At 67.2% G+C, this 21,989-nt stretch carries 19 protein-coding genes; 5 read left to right on the top strand and 14 right to left on the bottom strand.

What is annotated here, in order from left to right; all coding sequences use genetic code 11:
• Positions 1-25: 25 nt before the first annotated feature.
• Entirely contained in the window at positions 26-1,246 is a 1,221-nt protein-coding gene (locus tag MLE42_RS02915) for an efflux RND transporter periplasmic adaptor subunit (RefSeq protein WP_243286374.1), read from the bottom strand.
• Positions 1,247-1,561: 315 nt separating this feature from the next.
• On the opposite strand from MLE42_RS02915, the gene MLE42_RS02910 reads away from it, so the two are divergent.
• Entirely contained in the window at positions 1,562-2,017 is a 456-nt protein-coding gene (locus MLE42_RS02910) for a hypothetical protein (protein ID WP_243286373.1), read from the top strand.
• A 64-nt stretch (positions 2,018-2,081) separates the two neighbouring features.
• Here MLE42_RS02910 and MLE42_RS02905 read toward each other — a convergent pair whose 3' ends face one another.
• Entirely contained in the window at positions 2,082-3,251 is a 1,170-nt protein-coding gene (locus MLE42_RS02905) for an acetate/propionate family kinase (RefSeq protein ID WP_243286372.1), read from the bottom strand.
• A 123-nt stretch (positions 3,252-3,374) separates the two neighbouring features.
• Positions 3,375-4,277: a thiamine pyrophosphate-dependent dehydrogenase E1 component subunit alpha gene (locus MLE42_RS02900; RefSeq protein ID WP_243286371.1), complete on the bottom strand. Its 903-nt coding sequence runs from the start codon at positions 4,275-4,277 to the stop codon at positions 3,375-3,377.
• A 53-nt stretch (positions 4,278-4,330) separates the two neighbouring features.
• On the opposite strand from MLE42_RS02900, the gene MLE42_RS02895 reads away from it, so the two are divergent.
• Both MLE42_RS02895 and MLE42_RS02890 read left to right on the top strand, forming a co-directional pair.
• Positions 4,331-4,813 (top strand): GNAT family N-acetyltransferase, encoded by a 483-nt coding sequence (locus tag MLE42_RS02895; RefSeq protein ID WP_243286370.1) that lies wholly within the window; start codon positions 4,331-4,333, stop codon positions 4,811-4,813.
• Positions 4,813-6,162, top strand: a complete 1,350-nt coding sequence (locus tag MLE42_RS02890; protein WP_275975645.1) for a CCA tRNA nucleotidyltransferase — start codon at positions 4,813-4,815, stop codon at positions 6,160-6,162. Before MLE42_RS02895 ends, MLE42_RS02890 begins: the two co-directional genes overlap by 1 nt.
• On the opposite strand, the gene ispF is transcribed toward MLE42_RS02890, so the two are convergent.
• Both ispF and MLE42_RS02880 read right to left on the bottom strand, forming a co-directional pair.
• Positions 6,159-6,650: a 2-C-methyl-D-erythritol 2,4-cyclodiphosphate synthase gene (ispF, locus tag MLE42_RS02885; protein ID WP_243286369.1), complete on the bottom strand. Its 492-nt coding sequence runs from the start codon at positions 6,648-6,650 to the stop codon at positions 6,159-6,161. The genes MLE42_RS02890 and ispF overlap by 4 nt on opposite strands.
• On the bottom strand, positions 6,647-8,176 hold the full coding sequence (locus MLE42_RS02880; RefSeq protein WP_243286368.1) for an ATP-binding protein: 1,530 nt from the start codon (positions 8,174-8,176) through the stop codon (positions 6,647-6,649). The genes ispF and MLE42_RS02880 overlap by 4 nt, the downstream gene beginning before the upstream one ends.
• A 111-nt stretch (positions 8,177-8,287) precedes the next feature.
• Here MLE42_RS02880 and ruvB point away from each other — a divergent pair, with 111 nt between their 5' ends.
• Positions 8,288-9,301, top strand: coding sequence for a Holliday junction branch migration DNA helicase RuvB (gene ruvB, locus MLE42_RS02875; protein WP_243286367.1), 1,014 nt, complete (start codon positions 8,288-8,290; stop codon positions 9,299-9,301).
• A 171-nt stretch (positions 9,302-9,472) separates the two neighbouring features.
• Here ruvB and MLE42_RS02870 read toward each other — a convergent pair whose 3' ends face one another.
• From MLE42_RS02870 to MLE42_RS02850, 5 genes are read right to left on the bottom strand one after another with little or no spacing between them, the layout of a single operon-like run.
• Complete coding sequence (locus MLE42_RS02870) at positions 9,473-9,934, bottom strand: bactofilin family protein (RefSeq protein WP_243286366.1); 462 nt, start codon at positions 9,932-9,934, stop codon at positions 9,473-9,475.
• Positions 9,935-9,951: 17 nt separating this feature from the next.
• Complete coding sequence (locus MLE42_RS02865; protein ID WP_243286365.1) at positions 9,952-10,929, bottom strand: M23 family metallopeptidase; 978 nt, start codon at positions 10,927-10,929, stop codon at positions 9,952-9,954.
• A 60-nt stretch (positions 10,930-10,989) separates the two neighbouring features.
• Positions 10,990-11,982 carry a UbiA-like polyprenyltransferase gene (locus MLE42_RS02860; protein ID WP_243286364.1) on the bottom strand — a complete coding sequence of 331 codons (993 nt, stop codon included), beginning with the start codon at positions 11,980-11,982 and terminating at the stop codon, positions 10,990-10,992.
• 58 nt (positions 11,983-12,040) lie between these two features.
• Positions 12,041-12,739, bottom strand: coding sequence for a response regulator (locus MLE42_RS02855; RefSeq protein ID WP_243286363.1), 699 nt, complete (start codon positions 12,737-12,739; stop codon positions 12,041-12,043).
• Positions 12,736-15,420 (bottom strand): sensor histidine kinase, encoded by a 2,685-nt coding sequence (locus MLE42_RS02850; RefSeq protein WP_243286362.1) that lies wholly within the window; start codon positions 15,418-15,420, stop codon positions 12,736-12,738. The genes MLE42_RS02855 and MLE42_RS02850 overlap by 4 nt, the downstream gene beginning before the upstream one ends.
• 484 nt (positions 15,421-15,904) lie before the next feature.
• Here MLE42_RS02850 and MLE42_RS02845 point away from each other — a divergent pair, with 484 nt between their 5' ends.
• Positions 15,905-17,272 (top strand): outer membrane beta-barrel protein, encoded by a 1,368-nt coding sequence (locus MLE42_RS02845; protein WP_243286361.1) that lies wholly within the window; start codon positions 15,905-15,907, stop codon positions 17,270-17,272.
• A 129-nt stretch (positions 17,273-17,401) separates the two neighbouring features.
• Here MLE42_RS02845 and kdpC read toward each other — a convergent pair whose 3' ends face one another.
• The 4 genes from kdpC to kdpF are packed head-to-tail and all read right to left on the bottom strand — an operon-like array spanning position 17,402 to position 21,874.
• Positions 17,402-17,995 (bottom strand): potassium-transporting ATPase subunit KdpC, encoded by a 594-nt coding sequence (gene kdpC / locus MLE42_RS02840; RefSeq protein ID WP_243286360.1) that lies wholly within the window; start codon positions 17,993-17,995, stop codon positions 17,402-17,404.
• Between the two features lie 8 nt (positions 17,996-18,003).
• Entirely contained in the window at positions 18,004-20,082 is a 2,079-nt protein-coding gene (gene kdpB / locus MLE42_RS02835) for a potassium-transporting ATPase subunit KdpB (protein ID WP_243286359.1), read from the bottom strand.
• On the bottom strand, positions 20,079-21,785 hold the full coding sequence (gene kdpA / locus MLE42_RS02830) for a potassium-transporting ATPase subunit KdpA (RefSeq protein ID WP_243286358.1): 1,707 nt from the start codon (positions 21,783-21,785) through the stop codon (positions 20,079-20,081). The genes kdpB and kdpA overlap by 4 nt, the downstream gene beginning before the upstream one ends.
• Complete coding sequence (kdpF, locus tag MLE42_RS02825) at positions 21,782-21,874, bottom strand: K(+)-transporting ATPase subunit F (protein ID WP_243286357.1); 93 nt, start codon at positions 21,872-21,874, stop codon at positions 21,782-21,784. Before kdpF ends, kdpA begins: the two co-directional genes overlap by 4 nt.
• Between the last annotated feature and the right edge of the window lie 115 nt (positions 21,875-21,989).

The following is a 21,989-nucleotide window of genomic DNA, read 5'->3' as shown; positions in this document are numbered from 1 at the left end:
GAGCAAGCGGTCCCCGCGCGGAGCGTTAGTTGTTCTCGTCGTCCTTCTCGACCTTCTTCTTGCTGGGATCCTCCAGGCTCACCTGATCGTTGGCCTTGAGGCCGGAGAGGATCTCGACCCGCTCGAGGGTGGCGATGCCGGCCTGGACGGGCACCACGTCGAAGTACTCCTTCCAGTGATCCGAGAGCCAGATGAACTTGCCCCGGCCATTGAGGCCTTCCTTGGCCTTGGCGAGGTCCTGGGGAGGGAGATTCTCCTTCAGCCGGTAGACCACGGTCCGGCCGTCGCGGCGCTGGAGGGCCTCCAGCGGCACGCTCACGGCCTTGTCGCGCTTCTCGCCCAGGATCTCCACGTTGGCGCTCATGCCGGTCTTGAAGGCCTCCGTGAGCTCATCCAGGGCCACCTCCACCTTGAAGACCTTGATCTTCTCCACCAGGTCGGCGGCGGGAGCCACGAAGCGCACCTTGCCCGTGAAGGCCTTCTGGGGATAGGCGTCCAGGGTGATGCGCACGGTCTGACCCACCTTCACCTTGGCGATGTCCACCTCGTTGAGGTTCACCCTCACGATGAGGGACTTGAGGTCCGCCACAGTAAACACCACCGTGCCCGCATTGAAGGAACTGACGCCGGAAGTGATGGTGTCGCCCAGCTCCACGCCCTTCTTGATGACCACGCCGTTCATGGGGGCGGTGACCCGGGCCTTCTGGGTGGAGGCGTTGCCGCTGATGGGGATGCCCCGGTCCTCCACGATCTGGTAGCGAGTCTGGGCGCTCTTGAAGGCCTCCTCGGCCAGGTCCCGGGTGGTCTTGGCGCTGCGGTAGGCCTGGTCGGAAATCAGACCGGACTTGTAGAGCTCGGACTGCTGCGAGAAGTCCCGCTCGGCGTTCCGGAAGCTCACCCGGGCCTGGGACACGCTGCCCTGCACGTCCGAGAGGGTCTGGGCCTGGTTCACATCGGGTTCCACCTCGGCCAGCACTTCCCCGGCCTTCACCGTGGCGCCTTCCCGCACCTTGAGGCCTACGATGCGGCCCGAGACCGTGGACTTCACGTCCACCTTGGTCAGGGGGTCCACTACGCCCACCTCGCGGACGCTCACCTGGAGATCCTCGGCCTGGACTTTGCCCAGCCGGAAGGGGGTGGAGGCCTCCGCCTTCTTGCCCTTGCCGTCGCCGCCCTTGAGGGTGAAGAACATGCCCGCCGCCAAAGCCACTCCGGCCACGGAGACAATGACCCATCGCTTTCGCATGGAACCCCCTTGATGGGAAAGATGCCGGACCTGCCGGAATGATGGATGGCCTACGGAACAGAGTCTGGGGTCGTTTAGGGAGGATCTCCTTCGGGAACCGGCGGCCGGTGGACCGGGACCGGTCAACGGACCGGTCGGAAGGGGGAACCTCCCTGTGGCACCCCGCCACAGGGCTTGAGGCAACGATCCACACCGGACCGGTTAAACCTTCTCCAAATGGCTCGGGCCTAACCAGGTTGTGAATTGGCACGAGGACGGCATCAGGCCATCCCGGGACGATTCCCCTTCGCGGCCCGGCCGCACCAGGAGCAAACCATGTCCAACATCCAGAAGCGCGTGGCCCTCATCGTGGCGGCGGGACTCATCGGCGCCTCCCTCATGGCCCAGGCTCCGGTGCCCCCGCCCACCACCGGCCAGCAGGTGGAGAAGCAGGGCGAGCGCGTGGAGCGCCGGGGTGAGAGGCAGGAGCGCAAGGGCGAGCGCCAGGAGCGTCGAGGCGCCCGCAACGAGCGCCAGGGTGATCGCAAGATGGCCCAGGGGGCCCGGATGGAGAAGCGGGGGGAGGCCCTCGAGGCCAAAGGCGACGTGAAGGCCGGCCAGGCGCTGGAGCGCAAGGGCGAACGCCGCGAGGCGGTGGGCGCGGCCCAGGATGCCAAGGGCGAGCGTCAGGAGCGGCGCGGGGCCAGGAACGAGAGGAAGGGCGAGCGCAAGGAGCACCGGGGCGAACACCTCGAGCGCAAGGGCGAGCGCATGGAGGCCAAGGGTAAGTAGGCCTTCCTTCTCCTCACGAAAGCGGCCCCCGGACGGGGGCCGCTTTCGTGAGCCAGGAGGAACGTTACCGCACAGTCTCCCGCGCGATCATCAGTTCCTCGTTGGTGGGTACCACCGTGACCACCACGCGGGAATCCGGGGTGCTGATGATGCGCTCGCCGGTGCCGTGCTCGTTGGCTTCGGGGTCCAGCTTCACGCCCAGGAAGCCCAGCTTGCTGCACACCTTGGCGCGGACATAGGTGCTGTGCGTGCCGATGCCGGCGGTGAAGGTGATGGCGTCCACGCCGTCGAGGACCGTGGCGTAGGAGCCGATGAACTGGCGCACGTTGTAGGTCAGGAGATCCCGGGCCAGGCGGGCGCGGTCGTTGCCGCTGTCAGCGGCCAGCTCGATCTCGCGGAAGTCGGAGGAGACGCCGGAGATGCCCAGCAGGCCGGACTTCTTGTTCAGCAGGTCCGTGATGGCCGAGTAGTCCAGGTGCTCGTGCTCCATGAGCATCTCCACCACGCTGGGGTCGATGGTGCCGCAGCGGGTGCCCATGATCACGCCCTGGAGCGGCGTCATGCCCATGCTGGTGTCCATGCTCTTGCCCTGGCCTACGGCGCAGATGCTGGTGCCGTTGCCGATGTGGCAGGTGATGACCTTGAGGGAGCGCAGGGGCCGGCAGAGCAGGATGGCCGTCCGGGCGGCCACGTAGGCATGGCTGGTGCCGTGGAACCCGTAGCGGCGGATGCCGTACTTCTGGCTCAGCTCGTAGGGGATGCCGTAGGTGCGGGCGTGATCCGGGATGTTGTGGTGGAAGGCCGTGTCGAAGACCGCCACGTGGGGGATGTCCGGGAAAGCCGTCCTGGCGACGCGGATGCCCAGGGCGTTGGCGGGGTTGTGCAGAGGCGCGTAGATGGCGAAGGCTTCGATGTCCTGGAGGACCTCGTCCGTCACGAGCACCGAGTCCCCGTACTTCGGTCCCCCATGGACGACCCGGTGGCCCACGGCATGGACAGGGGTGTCGTGGAGCACGTTGGCGTGGAGCCGCTCCAGGATGGCCTCGAGGGCCTCCTTGTGGCTGGGAAGGGGAAGGGTTTCCTTCCGCTTCTCTCCATCGAGGGTGCTGATCAGGTTGGCTTCAGCCAACCCGATGCGCTCCGCCATGCCCTCGGCGATGGAGACCTCCTTCACCATGTCGAAGAGATTGAATTTGAGGCTGGAAGAGCCTGCATTCAGAACGAGAACGTACACGTCATCCCCCATAACAGGGAAAGTCTAGCGCCCAAGTCACGTGACCAAAGGCTCATTGTGGATGAATGGGTCGTCATGCCGGTCGGGCCTGAAGGAGGGGGCGAATCAGGGGAAGGCCGACCTTCAGGTGGAGAAAACCCCTGCATTCAAGGTGGCGGGGTCGGGCCAGGGGGCCGCCAGGGCGATCTCTGCGTCTTCGAGAAGCTGGCTTTCCAGCCGGGTGCGCAGGTCGGGATCTGGGGTCCAGCGCTTCCGGGCGAGCCAGGCCTCGAAGCGGGGCAGGGGGTCCCTGGCGGCCCACTGGGCCAGAAGCTGGGGATCCACGTAGCGCTGATCGTCGTGCTCGGCGTGGCCCTTCATTCGGAAGGTCTCGCAGACGAGGAAGACGGGACCCTTGCCCTCGAGGCAGTGCTGGCGAGCCTGCAGGCTGGCGGCATACACCTCCGCGGCGTCGTTGCCGTCCACCGTGAGCGTGAAGGCCCCCTGGGACCGGGCCGACATCCGCCCGGCCATCTGGCGCTCCGGAGGCGTGGAGAAGGCGTAGCCGTTGGACTCCCCGACGACGATCAGGGGAAGCTGCTGCACCACCGCGAAGTTGAGGCCCTCGTAGAAGGCCCCGGTGGAGCTGCCGCCATCGCCGATCCAAGTCATGGCCACGCGCCGCTCGCCCTTCTGGCGGAAGCTGAGGGCCACGCCCGCCATCACGGGGATGAGGGCGCCCAGCATGGAGGTGGGGGCCAGAATGCCTCTTTCCACCGCGCCGAAGTGGTTGTTGTGCTCCCGGCCTGCGGTGGGACCGGTGGCGCGGCCCAGGTACTGGAGGAAGATCTCGAGGGGCGTGGCGCCCCGGACCAGCATGGAACCCAGGTTGCGGATCATGGGGCCGATCACGTCATCAGGCCCGAGGGCCAGGGCCGTGGCGCAAGAGGTGGCCTCCTGGCCCAGGCTGCGATAGATGCTGCCGAGGGTTCTGCCCTGGCGGAAAAGCTTCACCAGCCGTTCTTCCGTGAGCCGGGTCAGGAGCATGGCCTCATGAAGGCGGAGGGCGGTGTCGCGGTCCATCCGGTTAGCATAGACCCATGCTGAACCTGCGCCCTGCCGTTCCTTCCGACGCCCCGCTGATCCTGCAGTACATCCGCGAGCTGGCGGACTACGAGCGGGAGCCGGAAGCGGCAGTCGCCACGGAGGCGGACATCCATCGGTACGCCTTCTCAGAGCACCCTCTGGTGAGGGTGACCATGGCGGAGTGGGATGGCCAGCCTGCGGGCTTCGCGCTCTGGTTCCTGAACTTCAGCACCTGGGAAGGCAAGCCGGGCATCTACCTCGAGGACCTCTTCGTGCGCCCGGTCTTCCGGGGCAAGGGCATCGGCAAGGCCCTGCTCCAGCACCTGGCGGCCCTGGCGGTGAAGGAGGGCTGGACCCGCTTCGTCTGGCAGGTGCTGGATTGGAACACGCCGGCCATCGAGTTCTACGAGGCCCATGGCGCCAAGGTCATGCGGCCCTGGCTCACCTGCCGCGTGGAGGGCGAAGCCCTGGCCCGGCTGGCGCGGGGCGCGGATTGATGTGGGCCCCGCTGCGCCGCCTCGAGGAGGCCCTGGGGCCTGAGGCGGAGCTGGTGGTGGTCGGCGGCGCCGTCCGCGATGAGCTGCTGGGGCGTCCCCACGCGGACTGGGACCTGGCCACGAAGCTGATGCCGAAGGCCGTGATGGACCGGGCCCGGACCGCGGGCCTGAAGGCGATTCCCACGGGGCTGCAGCACGGCACGGTCACCGTCCTGCTGGAGGACCGGCCCATCGAGATCACCACGTTCCGGAGCGATGGGGATTATCTGGACGGGCGGCATCCCGAGACGGTGCGACTGGGCGTCAGCCTGGAGGAAGACCTGTCCCGTCGCGACTTCACCATCAATGCCATGGCCCTCCCCGTGGGCGGCGGCGACCTGGTGGATCCTTTCGGCGGCAGGGCTGACCTGCAGGCGCGGACCCTCCGGGCCGTGGGCGATCCGCTGCGCCGCTTCGCCGAGGACGGTCTCCGCACCCTGCGGGCGTGCCGGTTCGCGGCCCAACTGGGCTTCGAGGTGGAAGTCGGAACCCTGGCGGCCATTCCCGAACGGCTGGAGGTGGCCCGCAAGGTGGCCGCGGAGCGGGTTCTTGCGGAGCTCACCAAGCTGCTCTGCGGGGCCGAACCCCACCGGGGGCTGGATCTTCTGGCGCGGACGGGGCTGCTGGACCTCTGGATGGCGGAGCTGCGTCCCATGATCGGCTGCGGGCAGAACCGGCACCACCGATGGGATGTCTGGCATCACACGCTCGAGGTGGCGCGCCTGGTTCCGGCCGAGCCTGGGCTGCGTTGGGCCGGCCTGCTGCATGATGCTGGCAAGCCCGGGGCCCGCACCCTCGGAGAGGGAGGTGAGGCGAGGTTCCATGGGCACGAGGCCCAGTCCCTGGAGCTCGCCGGCGCCATCCTGGAACGGCTCAGGGCCTCCCACGCGCTCCGGCGCGACGTCCTGGCCCTGGTCCGGCACCATGGCATTCATCCGACCGCGGATTGGAGCGATGCGGCCTGCCGGCGCTTCCTGCGTCGGCTCGACGAGGATGGGCTGACCCTGGCGCGCTGGGGGGCGTTCCGCCTGGCCGATCAACGGGCCAAGGGCCTGGAGGTGGAGGCCCGGCAACAGGAGCACGTCGCTATCCTGACCCGCCTCGAAGCCATCGCCGCCGCTGTCCCACCCCTCTCGGTGAAGGCCCTGGTCCTGGACGGGGCGGCGCTCATGGCGTTGGCTGGACGCGGAGGCGGTCCCTGGCTGGGCGAGCTCCAGCGGAATCTGCTGGAGGCTGTGCTGGAGGACCCGTCGCTCAACACGCCGGAGGCCCTCGCGGACTTGGTCCGCCGGAGGCTCGAGAAGCCCTAGCGCCTCTCGATCAGCACCACGGCCTGAGCCGCGAGGCCTTCGCCCCGCCCCGTGAAGCCCAGCTTCTCCGTGGTGGTGGCCTTCACGTTCAGGGCCTCGCTGTGGATGCCCAGCACAGGGGCGATGCGATCCCGCATGCCCTGGCGGTGCGGGCCGATCTTGGGCCGCTCGCCGATGAGGCAGACATCGGCGTTCACCACCCGCCAGCCCCGCTCGGCGAGATCGCCCATCACCCGCTCCAGCAGGCCTGCCGAGTCGGCGCCCTGATAGGCGGGATCCGTGTCGGGGAAATGCTGGCCGATGTCGCCCAGGCCCGCGGCGCCCAGGAGCGCGTCCATGAGGGCGTGCAGCATGACATCCGCGTCGCTGTGGCCCGCCAAGCCCCGGTCGTGGGGAATGTGGCAGCCCATGAGCATCAGCGGGCGGCCCTCCTCCGGTGCCGCGAAGCGATGGACGTCGAACCCCATGCCTGTGCGGAACGCGTTCATACCCGCTCTGCCCCCAGGTTGCGGTGCTCTCCTGTGGACTCGTCCGGCAGCCGGTGGTCCTCCGTGATGGGATGGTCCGGCAGGAGGATGATGACCTCGGTCCCCTGGCCCTCCTCGCTGAGGAATTCCAGGGTGCCCCCGTGCTCCTCGACGATCTTCTTCACGGTGGCCATGCCGAGACCCGTCCCCTTCTTCTTCCCGTAGCTGAAGAAAGGCTCGAAGATCCGTTTGACCACGCGCTTGGGGATGCCGCGGCCCTGATCCTTCACCCGGATCTGAACTCCGCCCGTGGTCTGGATCCAGTGCACGTGGATCTCGCCGCTCATGCCGACGGTGGCGTCCATGGCGTTGGCCAGGAGGTTCTCCATGACCCGGGTGAACCGCGCGGGGTCCAGCTTGATCAGGCAGGGCGGGCCCTCAGCCAGGAGGGTCACGCCCATCTCGGCGGCGCGGGGCACCAGGGGCTCGATGACGGCCTCCAGGAAAGGCCGGAGATCCACCGTCTCTCTCCGGGGCTCCCGCACCTTGGCGAAATCGAGCACGTCCTGGCTCAGGTGCGTGAGGCGATCCACGCATTCCAGGATCTTGCGGCAGTGGTGGCGGACCTTGGTGTCCTCGGTGGACAGCTCCAGCAGGTCCGCATGGCCGCGAAGCACGAAGAGGCCGTTCTTGAAGTCATGGACGATGGAGCTGGCCACCTGTCCCACCGTGGCGAGCACGTGGCTGCGCAGGTTCTCCTCGGACAGCCTCGAACGCTCGATGGCGATGGCGCAGAGCGAGACGATGGCTTCGAAGGTCGGCCGGTCCGGCGGTTCGATGATGGGACGGCGGCTGTCGAGGTAGACCACGCCGATGCGCCGCCCCTGGAGCAGCAAAGGGAGGCAGAGGATGGTCTTCAGCTCCAGCCGCTGGATCGAGTGCTGGCTGAGCAGCTGGCCGTCCTCGGCGACGTTGAGGATCCAGATGGGGTCGCCGGTCTCGAACACCTTGTGGACGCTGGACATGGACAGCTGGATCTGGCCCTCTAGCTCCTGGCCCAGGTTGCGCTGGACCCGGCAGGCCAGCTCGCCATCCTCCAGGAGCATGAGGAAGCCCCGGTCCGTTCCGGAGATGCTGAGCAGACGGTCCAGGGACTGCTCGAGCATGTCCTCGAGATCGGATTCCTGGGCCAGGAGCTGGGCGGCATCGAGGATGGCCTGGAGATGGATCTCCGAGCTGCTGTGGTCCGTGCGGACCAGGGTCAGCGTGTAGGCGCTGTCCGCCAGGAGCAGGGGGGTCCCGGGTTCCCAGGCCCGGCGCTCTGTCAGCGGTTGGCCCATGTAAAAGCTGCCATGGGTGGTCTTGAGATCCTCGACCCACCAGGTGTCGTCCTGCAGCTCCAGGCGCAAGTGGTTGCGACTGATCATGTTGTCGGAAAGCACCACGTCGCAGAGGCTCTGCCGTCCCACCGTGACGGAGCGGGCCAGGGGCACGGAACGCTCGAACCCGTGCCGGTCTCGAATCAGGAGCTGGTAGCGCTGGGCCACGGCATCTCCCGGGCAGGCTTCATGGGATAAAGGGGGGGATAGGACTGCGAACCCAAGATTATCCGGCCATCGGCTGGACACAAGTGGAAGTCCCGTGAGGGAATAGAAGTCATGCACCGGCATCCCGACCTCGATCCCTCCACGAACCTGGAGGACCCCGTTGAATACTCGTTGAGGCCGCAACGCCTTCAGGAATATATCGGCCAGGCCAAGGTGAAAGCCCGGTTGGAGATCGCCCTCCAGGCCGCCTCGAAGCGCGGGGAGGTGCTGGATCATGTGCTCCTGTTCGGCCCGCCGGGGCTGGGCAAGACCACCCTCGCGCACGTGCTCGCCAACGAGATGGGCGCGCCCTGCAAGGTCATCCAAGCCCCGGCGCTGGAGAAGAAGGGAGACCTGGCGGCCATTCTCACGAACCTGGAGGCGGGGGAGTTCCTCTTCATCGACGAGGTCCACCGCCTGTCGGCACCCATCGAGGAGATGCTCTATTCGGCCATGGAGGACCGCAAGCTGGACATCCTCATCGGCCAGGGGCCCAGCGCCCAGACTCTGAAGGTGGATCTGCGGCCCTTCACTCTGGTGGGCGCCACCACGCGCGCCGGCCTCATCTCGAAACCCCTGCACGACCGCTTCGGCATGGTTCATCGCCTGGAGTTCTACACCCGGGCGGATCTGGCCATCATCGCCCGCCGGTCGGCGGACCTCCTGGGCATCCACCTGGCCCCGGAGGGCGCCGAGGCCATCGCCCGCCGGAGCCGGGGGACGCCGCGCATCTGCAACCGCCTGCTCCGGCGCTGCCGGGACTACGCCGAGGTGAAGGGGGACGGGACCATCACCGTGGAATCCGCCGAGGCCTGCCTGAAGCTCCACGAGGTCGACGACCTTGGCCTGGACGGTCTGGACCGGGAGTATCTCCAGGCCATCTGCCACAAGCACCGGGGGGGCCCCGTGGGCCTGCGGACCCTGGCCGCGGCCCTGGGGGAGGATGAGGGGGCGCTCGAGGACCTGGTGGAGCCCTACCTCATGCAGGTGGGCTTCCTGGATCGCACGCCCCAGGGCAGGAAGGCCACCGATGCAGCCTACGCCTACCTGGGGGTGAAGTCCGATCCGGGGCCGCTGTTCCGATAGGGGCGTGCTCCGCTCCCGTGGATCGGACAGCGCACCGCGCTGTCCTCCCGCTCGCTTGGCCCTGCGGGCCGCGCTTGCGGACACGGGTCCCTCCACCAGGGAAGGAAGGCCACCGATGCAGCCTACGCCTACCTGGGGGTGAAGTCCGATCCGGGGCCGCTGTTCCGCTGATCAGAACTTGGCGTCGATCGTGTCCTGAACCTGCGGCCCGGTTGGGGACATGGCGAGGGTCCCGCCCTTGGCGGCGTTCGCGAGCTCCAGGGTGCGGGTCTGGTCCCTGCGGACGCAGACGCCCTGGAGGGTGCCGCCCTCGTCGACGACCAGGGAGCCGACCTCGACGTCCCCCTCCACGTAGCCCGTGCCATGGATCTCCAGGCACTCCGTGATCTTCATGGTCCCTTCGGCGCGGCCGGTCACCACGAGGTGCTTGGCGTAGATGGTTCCCTTCACCATGCCGCCCGGGGCGATGGAGATCTCGCCGGTGGATTGGATGATCCCCTCCACGGTGCCTTCGATGCGCAGGCTCTGGGAGCCCGTGTGGATCTCTCCCGTGAGCACCACATCCTTGCCCAGCAGGGAGTGGATGGCGGGGGCGGAGTCGGGCTTGGACTTGGTGTTGCGGAAGACAGACATGGTTTACTCCTTCGCGGTCAGGACGACTTTCGCAGCGCCCGGATCCACTGGCGCTGGAGACGCAGGTAGGGCTGGGGATTCGTGGGCTTGCCGTTCAGCCGCACTTCGTAATGGAGGTGGACCCCGGTGGCGTTCCCCGAGCGTCCCATGGTGCCCAGGATATCTCCGCGGGACACTTTCTGCCCGGCTTTGACGTTCACGTGGTTCATATGGGCGTACAGCGTCTCCTGCTCGTTGTTGTGCCGCACGCGGACGCCCCAGCCGTAGCGGTCCATCCAGCCGGCTTCTTCCACCTCGCCGTCAGCGGTGACTTGGATCGGCGTGTCGAGGGAGTTGCTGATGTCGATGCCCGTGTGGTAGCCCAGCAGGCCATCCCCCTCCTCGTTGGGGCGGGAGAAGGGATTGACGCGCACACCGAACCCCGAGCTCAGGTAGCCGGCCGTGGGCGGGATGGAGGGCGTATGCGCCCAGGCCCGAAGCACGGGCTCCATCCTGGCCCGCACGACGGCCGCCTGCTTGGTGGTGTAGTCGAGGTCCTGCTTGAGGCGGGACAGCTTCTCCTGGGTGCCGGGCGGCGGCGGGGTGGCGGACTGCACGGGCTGCCCGGGTGGCGGGGGCAGGGGCGAAGCGGTGGAGGCTTTCGGGTCCAGGAGCTTCAGCAGCTCCGTCTGCTGCTGCCGGAGGGTCGTCACCTCAGCTTCGAGGGCCTGGGCCTGATCCAGGGAGGATCGGAGCTGCTCCTGCTGCTCCACCGTCTCCTTCTGGAGCCGGCTGAAGCTCATGATCTTCTTGGTGGCCCAGAATCCGTAGCCGGAGCCGATCATGGCCAGGGCCGAGAACCCGGCCACCAGGCCGATTCCCCAGAGCATCATCCGGCGGGTGAGGGACCAGCGGAGGGTGCGGTGGCTGAAGACGACCATCACGGTGAGCCACCCCACGGGATCGGGGCGGCTGGAGCGCACGGCGAGTCGGCGTTCGGGCTGGTGAGTGGACATGGCCCCTCAGCATACCTGGGAATCCGCGATGGATCGACTCGTCTTCTTACAACGAACGATCTAGACCGGAGCCAGGAGCGAGCGCGATAGCCACCATTCCAAGACGTGGCCGAGGAAAAACACGAGCCCCACGAGGCTGTTCAACGTGAAGAAAGCCTGGTCGATGCGTGACAGGTCGCCGCCCCGGACCAGCCACTGCTCCTTCGCGAGCATGACCGCCACGGTGGCCCATCCGGCCCAGGAGATCAGATGGCTGCCCATGTGGACGTTGAACATGGCCCAGGCCGCCAGGGCCAGAAGGTGGAAGGCGCGGGAGAGGGCCAGGGCGCCGCCAGTGCCCAGCCAGACGGGCATGGAATGCAGCCCCTTGTCACGGTCATAGGCCTGGTCCTGGAGGGAATAGAGGATGTCGAAGCCCGCGGTCCAGGCCAGGACGCCTCCGGAAAGCCACAGGGCAGGGGCCTCGATGCGGCCGGACACGGCGATCCAGGCCCCCAGCGGCGCCCCGGAGAGGGACAGACCCAGCACCACATGGGCCCAGGAGGTGAAGCGCTTGCAGAGCGAGTACCCGAGGATGATGACGAGGGCCAGCGGCGAGAGGGCCCAGGTGAGGGGTCCCAGGGCGCCGGCCGCCAGGCCGAAGACGACGATGCCCGCCCCCATCAGGAGCATGGCGCCGGCCCGGGAGACTCGGCCCGCGGGCAGGGCCCGGCCGGCGGTGCGGGGGTTCTCCGCATCCACGTCCACGTCCACCAGGCGGTTGAAGGTCATGGCCGCCGTGCGCGCCCCCACCATGGCCGCGAGGATCCAGAGGATCGTGCGGAGGGGCGGGATTCCCTGGGCCGCCCCCAGGGCCCCCAGGAAGGCGAAGGGCAGGGCGAAGACCGTGTGCTCGAACTTGATCATGTCGAGCAGTTCCATCATGTGCCTGAAGGAGGAGCGGCCCGGTACGACCGGCTGCGCGGACAGCTCCCCGGCCTCCGGCTCGGGCAGGTCCGTTCCGGTCGGGGCGGATCCGGTGGGCTGTTCGGGGGGGCGCGTCGTGCTGTCCATTGAAGACATGATCCAGCGAATCGAGATCGGTGTCTCGCGTCGGGTTCCGGGAGGTGCTCTAATCCTCCGTCCTCAGCCGATACCCAACACCTGGCTCCGTCTGCAGGTAGCGCGGCCGGGAGGGATCCTCTTCGAGCTTGTGCCGGAGCTGGGCCATGTAGACCCGGAGGTACAGAGGCTGGGCCCCGGCCACGTTCCCCCAGACCTCCTTCAGGAGCTGGCGGTGGGTGACCACCCGCCCCGCGTGCCGGATCAGGGTGGTGAAGAGCCGGTACTCAAGCGGAGTGAGGTGGACTTCCTGGCCTGCGACCAGGACTTGGCGCCGGGCCAGATCCACCCGCCATCGCCCGAGGGTGAACAGGGGATCCTCGGCCGCCCCGGGATCCGCATGGCGCAGGGCGACCCGGATGCGGGCCAGCAGCTCGCCGGTGCCGAAGGGCTTGGTGAGGTAGTCGTCCGCCCCCACGTCCAGGGCGCCGATCTTGTCGGTTTCCCGCCCCCGGGCGGAGATGATGATGACCGGAGTGCGGCTCCATTCCCGAAGCCGCGTCATGAGGTCGAGGCCGTCCATGTCGGGAAGGCCGAGGTCGAGCAGGATCACGTCCGGCCGGTGCTGCACGGCCAGGGTCAGGCCCTCCTGGCCCGAGGCGGCCTCGAGGTAGCGGTACCCACCGCTCTCCAGGGCCACCCGGAGGAAGCGGCGCATCTGGGGCTCATCCTCAACCAGAAGGACCTGCGGGCCGAGGGCGATTGTCATGCGCCCTCCTCGGGCATGGACGGAGGCGTGCCCAGGGGAAGGCTCACGAGGAACTGGGCGCCGCCCTGGGGATGGTTGACCGCCTGGATCCGGCCCCCGTGAGCTGCCACGATGCCCTTGCAGATGGCCAGCCCAAGCCCCGCTCCCGGGCGGCCCGCGGCGGCTTCGCCCCGGGCCAGCTTCTCGAAGATCCGCACTTCCTCCCCGGGGGCGATCCCAGGGCCCCGGTCCGCCACGGAGAAGGTGAGGGACTTCCCTGCGGCCCAGGCCTTGATGTCCACCTGCGAACCCGGCGGCGAGTACTTCAGTGCGTTGTCGAGGAGGTTCACCAGCACCTGCTCCATGAGGACAGGGTCCATGGCCACCAATGGCAGGTCGTCGGGAAGGTGGACTTTCACCCGTGCAGATTCCACGCCCAGCTCGTGGCGATCCAGGGCCGCGCCCACCACCTCCTCCACGGGGATCCACTCGGTGCGGAGCTCCAGGGCGCCGGCCTCGAGGCGTGTGATGTCCAGCAGGTTGCTGACGAGGCGGTGCAGCCGCTGGGCCTCCTCCTGGGCCGAGGTCAGGAGGTCTCGCCGGGTGGCGTCGGAGAGGTCGGGCGTCTCCAGGACCGTGCTCACGGCGCCGGTGATGACGCCCAGAGGGGTCCGCAAGTCGTGCGACACCGAGCTGAGCAGGGCGTTCCGCAGGCGTTCCTCCTCGGCCCGCCGGCGATCTGCAGCGCTCTGCTCGGCCAGGAGGGAGCGCTCCAGGGCCAGGGCGGTCTGGGTGGCAAAGGCTTCCAGCAGTTGGCGCTGGTCCGGCTCCACCCAGCGGGGGGCGCCATCCGGAAGCACACCCATCACGCCCAGGGGGCCCTTGGATCCCTTGAGTGGCAGGTAGGTGGCACGGGCCCCGGGGAGGGTGACCGTGCCCAGTCCGGCAGGCTCGTCATGCTCGAAGACCCACTGGGCCACGCCCCGTTCCTGGTCGTTCAGCGGGAAGGATAAGTGATGCGCGGGCGCCTCCAGGTGCCCGGAGCCATCAGGAAGCAGCACCACCGCATGGCTCTGGAACTGGGCCGCGACGGTCTGGATTGCGGCGGCCACCAGAGCCGTGGACCCGGCGCTGTGGGCCAGTCCCTGCCCCAGGCGGAAGAGGGCCTGCGTCCGTTGTTCCCTGCCGCGAGCCAGGCGGGCCTGGGCCCGAATCCGCTCGGTGAGGTTGCCGATGACCACACCCACCAGAAGCATCACGGAGAAGGTCCCCACGTGGCGGAAGTCGGATACTACGAAGGTGAAATAAGGGGGCACGAAGATGAAGTCGAAGGCCGCGACGCTCAGGACCGAGGCCAGCAGCGAGGGGCCGCGGCCGAAGCGGGTGGCGACCACGAGGATCCCCAGCAGGTAGACCATCACGATGTCCGCCAGTTCCGTGCGCCGGAAGACCAGGCCGGCGACGGCTGTCGCGAGGGCCACCGTGATGAGGCTGAGCAGGTAGTTCCGCAGGGGGCTCGTGATCCGGGGACTGAGGCCCGACGGGCCCATCTGTTTCGCTGTTTCGCCGGTGATGACGTAGATGTCGATGTCCCCGCTGTGGCGGATGAGGTCATCCACCGGGGAACCGGCGAAGGCCTCAAGCCATCTTGGACGTGAAGGCTTGCCCACCACGATTTTGGTGATGTTGCGGTCCTGAGCGAAGGCGAGGATGTCCTCGTCCGTGCGGCCGCCGCCTTCGATGACGACCGTTTCCCCACCCAGCTTCTCGGCCAGCCGGAGGTTCTCCTCGATGCGGTTCCGCTCCTCCTCGCTGAATTTGAAGTGCCGGGGTGATTCGATGTAGAGGGCCACCCAAGAGGCCCCCAGGGACCCCGCCATGCGGCGTGTGGCGCGGATGAGCCGCTCGGAGAGCCCGTCCGGACCGACACAGACCAGGAGCCGGTCTCCGGCGGCCCAGGTCTTCCGGATGCCCTCCGATTCCATGTACCGTCGCATCTGGGCGTCGACGTTCTCCGCCGTGTGGCGCAGGGCCAGCTCGCGAAGGGCGAGAAGGTTGCCTTTGCGGAAGAAGTGCTCCCGGGCATGACGGGCCTGCTCTGGAAGGTAGACCTTGCCCTCCTTGAGCCGGACGAGCAGATCCTCCGGGGCCAGGTCCACCAGCTCGACCTCGTCTGCCCGTTCCATGACGGTATCCGGGACATTCTCTCGAACTGTGACGCCGGTGATCTGGGCTATGACGTCCTTGAGGCTTTCCAGGTGCTGGACGTTCATCGTGGTGTAAACGTCGATGCCTGCGTCCAGCAACTCCATGACGTCCTGCCAGCGCTTGGCGTGCCGGGAGCCCATCACGTTGGTGTGGGCCAGTTCGTCCACGAGAATCAGCGCTGGCCGGCGGGCCAGGGCAGCGTCCAGGTCGAACTCGGGAAAGAACTGACCGGCGTAGGCCAGTTCCTTTCGGGGCAGGATCTCCAGCCCCTCTGTCAGGGCGGCCGTCTCACTCCGGCCATGAGTCTCGACGACCCCGACGACGAGGTCGACCCCCTCCACGCTCCGTTCCCGCGCCTCAGAAAGCATGGCGTAGGTCTTGCCGACGCCCGGGGCGGCCCCGAAGAATACCTTCAGCTTGGCCCGGCTGGCCCGTTCCTCCTCATCCTGCACCTTGCGCAGCAGGGCATCGGGATCGGGGCGCTCGGGGCTCATGACCTAAACCTATCCGGAACCAAGTCGCCTGTCATGGCGCGAATGGGGGTGTCAACCGTGATCACGTCTGTCGCCTTCCGCGCGAGGGATACGGGCATTTCCGCGGTCCAACCCGTCGCCATTGTCGAAGATGGACGCCTCAATCATGTCGAGCCTCCTGCCGAGGCCATGATCGGTCGGGGCATCGTCCCATGCCGTGCCGGGACGGTTCCGCGGAGACGCGGTTGTTAACGGAAACCGAATCAGCCTGCCTTGATGGGCGGGTGTCAAAGCGGCGGTAGGATGCCATCGGCTTGCATTAAGAAGGCGTAAATATCAACGAATCCCGGACGGAGAAGGCCCGGGTGATTCCGGGCGCTAGGGTATCCCGCGTGATGGTCCCTCACCCTTCCCCAGCGGGATTCACCCGGTCTTAGCGCCGCCTTAACACGGACTCTGGCCATCCTGTCGGACTGGCGTGCAGCGCCGAGTCCCTGGAGTCGTAATGAAATCGCCCATGCTGATGCTCTTGCTTGCCGCTCCTCTGGTAATGGCGCAGGCGCCGGATGCGCCTCAGGCCCGGTCGGTTCCTGCTGCTGGGCCGGTCAACGCGGCCGAGCCCTTCGCCTTCGCGGACTTCGCCTGGCTGAACGGAACCCCCCGAACCAAGGACTCCGTTCTCGAGACCAAAGCCTTCACGGGGGAGTTCAGGGCCGACGTGAACACGGTCTACGACTTCAATCATCCCCAGGACCACACCTTGGTGGGCTCCAGCGAACTGGGCCGGACTAATGAAGTCCAGGTGCAGCAGCTGGGCATCGGCGGTGATTTCCACTGGGAGAACGTCCGCGGCCGGATCATGACCCAGTTCGGGATGTACTCGACCATGACACCCCGCAACGACGCCAGCACCGCCAAGGGCCAGTGGCAGACGGACAACGCCTACCGCTATGTCTCCGAAGCCTACGGCGGCTACCACTGGGACGTGATGGGCGGCCTCAACCTCGACGCGGGCATCTTCATGTCCTACATCGGCCTCTTCAGCTACTACAACTTCGACAACTGGGCCTACCAGCCCTCCTACGTCTCCTCCAACACCCCATGGTTCTTCAATGGCGTCCGCGTCCAGTTGTTCCCCAGCGACAGGCTGAAGCTGGAACTCTGGCTCACCAACGGCTGGCAGTCCTACAACATGTTCAACAACACGCCCGGCATCGGCGGTTCCCTGAACTGGCGCCCCAACGGGAACCTCAGTGTCGTCTCCAACAACTACTTCCTTGGCGCCGATGCGCCAGGGAACCGGAAGCGCACCCGCCGGCACACGGACAACAGCATCCAGGTGAAGTACTACGATGAGCCTGGTTCCTTCCTCGATAAGGCCGCCTTCTCGTTCACCTTCGACCTGGGCGATGAGCAGGGCGGTGGTGTGAGCCGGAGCGGCAATGATCCCAGCAACCCCAAGCAGACCTTCTCGGGATGGATGTTCTACAACCGCCTCTGGTTTTTGAGAGACCGCCACGCCCTCACCATCGGCGGAGGCGAAATCACGAATCCGGGCCGCTACCTGGTGCTGATGCCGCCCATCAACGGGGCCACGGCCGCCTCGGGTACGCCCTACTTCACGGAGAACCCCGGGGACAGATGGCATTCCTGGGACTACTCGATCACCTACGACTACATGCCCAGTCAGTTCATCACCATGCGCAGCGAGTTCAATCGCCGTGGTGCCGACGTGCCCTACTTCTCAGGCCCCGGCGGGGTGACCCCCCCGGGCGGCAACCAGGGCGCCCCCGGATCCGTGGTCGCGGGCTGGGCTCCGGATCTTCGCAAGACCGAAAGCCGGATCACCCTGGCCATGCTCGTGAAGTTCTGACCGCAGGGGACACGACACCGGTATTCGTGCCCTGCGTCGAGCTATTCCTGTGCCTCGGCTTGGCCATGGAGGCTGCGGCACGAACAGCCTCGGCTTTGGAAGCTGGGCGGGCTCGCCAGGAGTCCCGCTCTACTTCGCTGGAACCTCGTCCAGAGCGAGGTTCAACTTCAGCACGTTTACCCGGGCCTCGCCCAGCATGCCCAGCTGGGGGCCCTCGGTGTGGGCCGCGATCAATTCGCGCACTTTGGCCTCGTCGAGGCCCCTCGCCTTGGCCACGCGATGCGCCTGATAGGAGGCGGACGCGGGGCTGATGTGCGGATCCAGCCCACTTCCTGATGCGGTGACGAGATCCACGGGAATGGGGTTCGCTGCATCCGGATCCGCAGCCCGGAGGGCGGCGATCCGGTCCTGAACCACCTTGCGGAGATCCGGACTGCTGGGCGCCAGGTTGGACCCGCCGCTATTGGCGCCGTTGTAGGGCAGGGGCCTGCCTTGGGCGTCGACGGTGGCGGAAGGGCGGCCCCAGAAGTCGCGTGGAGCCGTGAAGGACTGGCCGATCCACTCGGAGCCGATCACCTGGCCATCCCTGCGGATCAGGCTGCCCCCGGCCTGATGGGGAAAGGCGGCTTGAGCCAGCCCGGTGACTCCCAGGGGATAGGCCAGGCCGGTGATGGCGGACAGCGCGATGAAGGCGACGAGGGCGGGGCGGAGCTGGAGGTTCATGGGATCTCCTACGCGGCGAGGTGAAGCGCGACGAGCAGCCAGTCGATGGCCTTGATGCCGATGAAGGGCACCACCAGGCCGCCGGCTCCGTAGAGCAGCAGGTTCCGCTGCAGCAGCTGGGCCGCCCCCACGGGCCGGTACGTCACGCCACGAAGCGCCAGGGGGATGAGCACCACGATGATGAGGGCGTTGAAGATCACGGCCGAGAGGATGGCGCTCTCGGGGCTGTGCAGACCCATGATGTTCAGCGCGCCCAGGGCCGGGTAAGTGGCCACGAAGGCCGCGGGCAGGATGGCGAAATACTTAGCCACATCGTTGGCGATGCTGAAGGTGGTCAGCGAACCGCGGGTCATGAGCATCTGCTTGCCGATCTCCACGATCTCGATGAGCTTGGTGGGATTGGAGTCCAGATCCACCATGTTCCCGGCCTCTTTCGCGGCCTGGGTGCCGCTGTTCATGGCCACGGCCACATCGGCCTGGGCCAGGGCCGGCGCGTCGTTGGTGCCGTCCCCCGTCATGGCCACGAGGCGCCCGCCGGCCTGGTATTCGCGGATCAACTTGAGCTTCGCCTCGGGCGTGGCCTGGGCCAGGAAGTCATCCACCCCGGCTTCCGCGGCGATGGCAGCGGCGGTGAGGGGATTGTCGCCGGTGATCATCACCGTCTTGATGCCCATCCCCCGCAACTCCGCGAATCGCTCCTTGATACCGCCCTTCACGATGTCCTTGAGCTGGATCACGCCCAGGGCGTGCGCGCCTTCGGCCACCACGAGCGGGGTGCCGCCCGCCATGGAGATTTGGTCGACAGTGCGGCGCAGGTCGTCCGGAAAGGTGCCGCCATGGGACTGGACGTAGGCTTCGATGGCCGAGGCGGCGCCCTTGCGGATCTGGCGCGTGCCCAGGTTCACGCCGCTCATGCGGGTCTGGGCCGTGAAGGGCACGAAGTGGGCGTCCAGGGCATGGAGGTCACGCTCGCGGAGGCCGTGCTGTTCCTTGGCCAGCACCACGATGCTGCGTCCCTCGGGTGTTTCATCGGCCAGGGAGGAGAGCTGGGCCGCATCCGCCAGGTTCTTCAAGTCCAGACCATCGGCGGGCAGGAAGGCCACGGCCTGCCGGTTGCCGAGGGTGATGGTGCCGGTCTTGTCCAGCAGCAGCACATCCACGTCGCCCGCCGCCTCCACGGCCCGGCCGGAGGTGGCGATGACATTGGCCTGGATCATGCGGTCCATGCCGGCGATGCCGATGGCGCTGAGCAGACCGCCGATGGTGGTGGGAATGAGGCAGACGAGCAGCGAGACCAGCACAGTCAGCGTCACGGGATGCCCTTGTCCGGCGGCCTTGGTGGAGAAGACGGAGTAAGGCAACAGGGTGGCCGTGGCCAACAGGAAGACGATGGTGAGCCCTGCCAGGAGGATGTCGAGGGCGATCTCGTTGGGTGTCTTCTGGCGCTTGGCACCCTCCACCATGGCGATCATGCGATCCAGGAAACTCTCACCAGGATTGGATGAAATGCGGATCACCAGCCAATCGGAGAGCACCAGGGTTCCCCCGGTGACGGCGGAGCGGTCGCCGCCGCTCTCTCGGATGACCGGGGCGCTCTCGCCGGTGATGGCGCTTTCGTTCACCGAAGCCACGCCCTCGACGACTTCTCCATCACCGGGGATGGTCTCGCCAGCTTCCACGAGCACGAGATCGTTGATGCGCAGGACCGGTGCACCGACCACCTCGTGCGGCCCCTTCCGGTCGGGCCCGAGCAGCCGCCTGGCCTTCACGTCGCGCTTGGACCGGCGCAGGGAATCCGCCTGGGCCTTGCCCCGGCCCTCCGCCATGGCTTCGGCGAAATTGGCGAAGAGGAGGGTGAACCAGAGCCAGAGGGAGATGGCCAGGATGAAGCCTGGCCGTCCCTCTCCCTGGCCGGCCAGGGCCTGGATCCAGAGGCCCGTGGCGAAGGCGCTGCAGACCCAGACGGTGAACATCACGGGATTCCGGAGCTGGTGAAGGGGGCTCAGCTTCCGGAAGGCGTCCAGCACCGCGCGCCGCACGATGGTGGATTCGAAGAGGGGCCTATCCTGCCGCGAATGGGAGGTCATCGGATGCTCCTCAGGGTCAGGTGCTCGGCGACGGGGCCGAGGGCCAGGGCGGGAATGAAAGTGAGGGCGCCCACCAGGAGCACGACCCCGATGAGCACGCCGACGAAGAGCGGGGTGTGGGTGGGCAGGGTGCCCAGGCCCTCGGGTGTGTGCTTCTTCTTCACCAGGGAGCCGGCGACAGCCAGCACAGGCCAGATCACGCCGAAGCGGCCCAGGAGCATGGCGACGGCCAGGCCATCGTTGTAGAAGGGCGTGTTGGCGTTGAGGCCGGCGAAGGCGCTGCCGTTGTTGTTGGAGGCGCTGCTCCAGGCGTAGAGGATCTGGCTGAAGCCGTGGGGCCCGGGATTGCTCACGGAGGCCACCGCCGCCGGAACGAGCACGGAGATGGCCGTCCCGATCAGCGCGGCGGCGCAAGGCAGGAGGATGGCGATGGAGGCCATCTTCATCTCGAAGGCTTCCACCTTCTTGCCCAGGTATTCCGGGGTGCGGCCCACCATGAGGCCGCCGATGAAGACGGCGACCAGGGCGAACATGAGCATGCCGTAGAGCCCCGACCCGACGCCGCCGAAGACCACCTCGCCAAGCTGCATGAGCCACATGGGAACCAGGCCACCCAGGGGCGTGAAGGAGTCGTGCATGGCGTTCACGGAGCCGCTGGAAGCTGCCGTGGTGGCGGTGGCCCATAGGGCAGATCCGCCGGGGCCGAACCGCAGCTCCTTGCCCTCCATGTTGCCGCCAGGCTGATCGACACTTGCCACCTGGTTCACTCCCAGGCGGTCCAGGGCGGGGTTGCCATTCACCTCGGCCTGCGTGCAGACGGCCAGGGCCCCGACGAACATCACGGTCATGGCAGCCAGCAACGCCCAGCCCTGGCGGCGATCCTTCACCATGTGCCCGAAGGTCACGCAGAGAGCCGCGGGGATGAGGAGAATGCTCAGAATCTGGATGAAATTCGAGAGCGGCGAGCTGTTCTCGAAGGGATGGGCGGCGTTGGCGCCGAAGAACCCGCCGCCGTTGGTGCCGAGCATCTTGATCGCGGCCTGGGAGGCCGCGGGGCCCATGGCGAGCACCTGTCCGCCTGAGGTGTGGAGATAGGAGGACAGGTTCTGGATGACGCCCTGGGAGACAAGGAAGAGGGCGAGGACGAAGGAGAGGGGCAGGAAGATGTAGAGGGTGCTGCGCACCAAGTCGACCCAGGCATTCCCGAGGCCTGTGGCGCTGCGGCGGGTGATTCCCCGGATCAGCGCAGCCAGCACCGCGATGCCGGTCGCTGCCGAGATGAAGTTCTGTACTGTCAGGCCCAGCATCTGGGTGAGGTAGCTGAGGGTCGTTTCACCGCTGTAGGCCTGCCAGTTGGTGTTGGTGATGAAACTTACGGCCGTGTTGATGGAGAGGCCCGTGGCCACATCGGCCTGGTGCTCGGGATTCAGGGGCAGGGCGGCCTGGGTCTTCATCAGGAGGAACACCGCCGCCAGGCCGAGGAGCTTGATGAGGGTGATGGACCAAGCGTAGGCCTTCCAGCCCATGTCCTCGCCCTCGTGGATGCCCATGAGGCGATAGAGGCCTCGTTCGAGGGGGCGCAGAATCGGGTGGAGGAAGGTGCGCTCGCCCTCCAGAACCCTGGCCATATAGGTTCCCACGGGGTAGGCCAGGCTCAGGAGCAGGGCCAGGTACAGCAGATTCTGGGACCAGGCATGGCTCATTGGAACGCCTCCGGCTTCAGCAGGGCGAAGGTGAGGTAGCCAAGAAGGCCTAGCGCCAGGAGGGAGGCGAGCAGAAGGGTGGGGTTCATCGGAGCATTCCTTCCCGGGGTTGGATCTGGGCGATCAACCAGAAGAGGAGTGGAAGGAGCATCAGGATCAGCATCCACCAGCCGCTCGCGCGTCCGCCTTCTCCCTCGCTCCACA

The sequence above is a fragment of the Geothrix terrae genome (genome assembly GCF_022808775.1).
GTDB lineage: Bacteria > Acidobacteriota > Holophagae > Holophagales > Holophagaceae > Geothrix > Geothrix terrae.
This window is presented reverse-complemented; position numbering and strand designations above follow the sequence as displayed.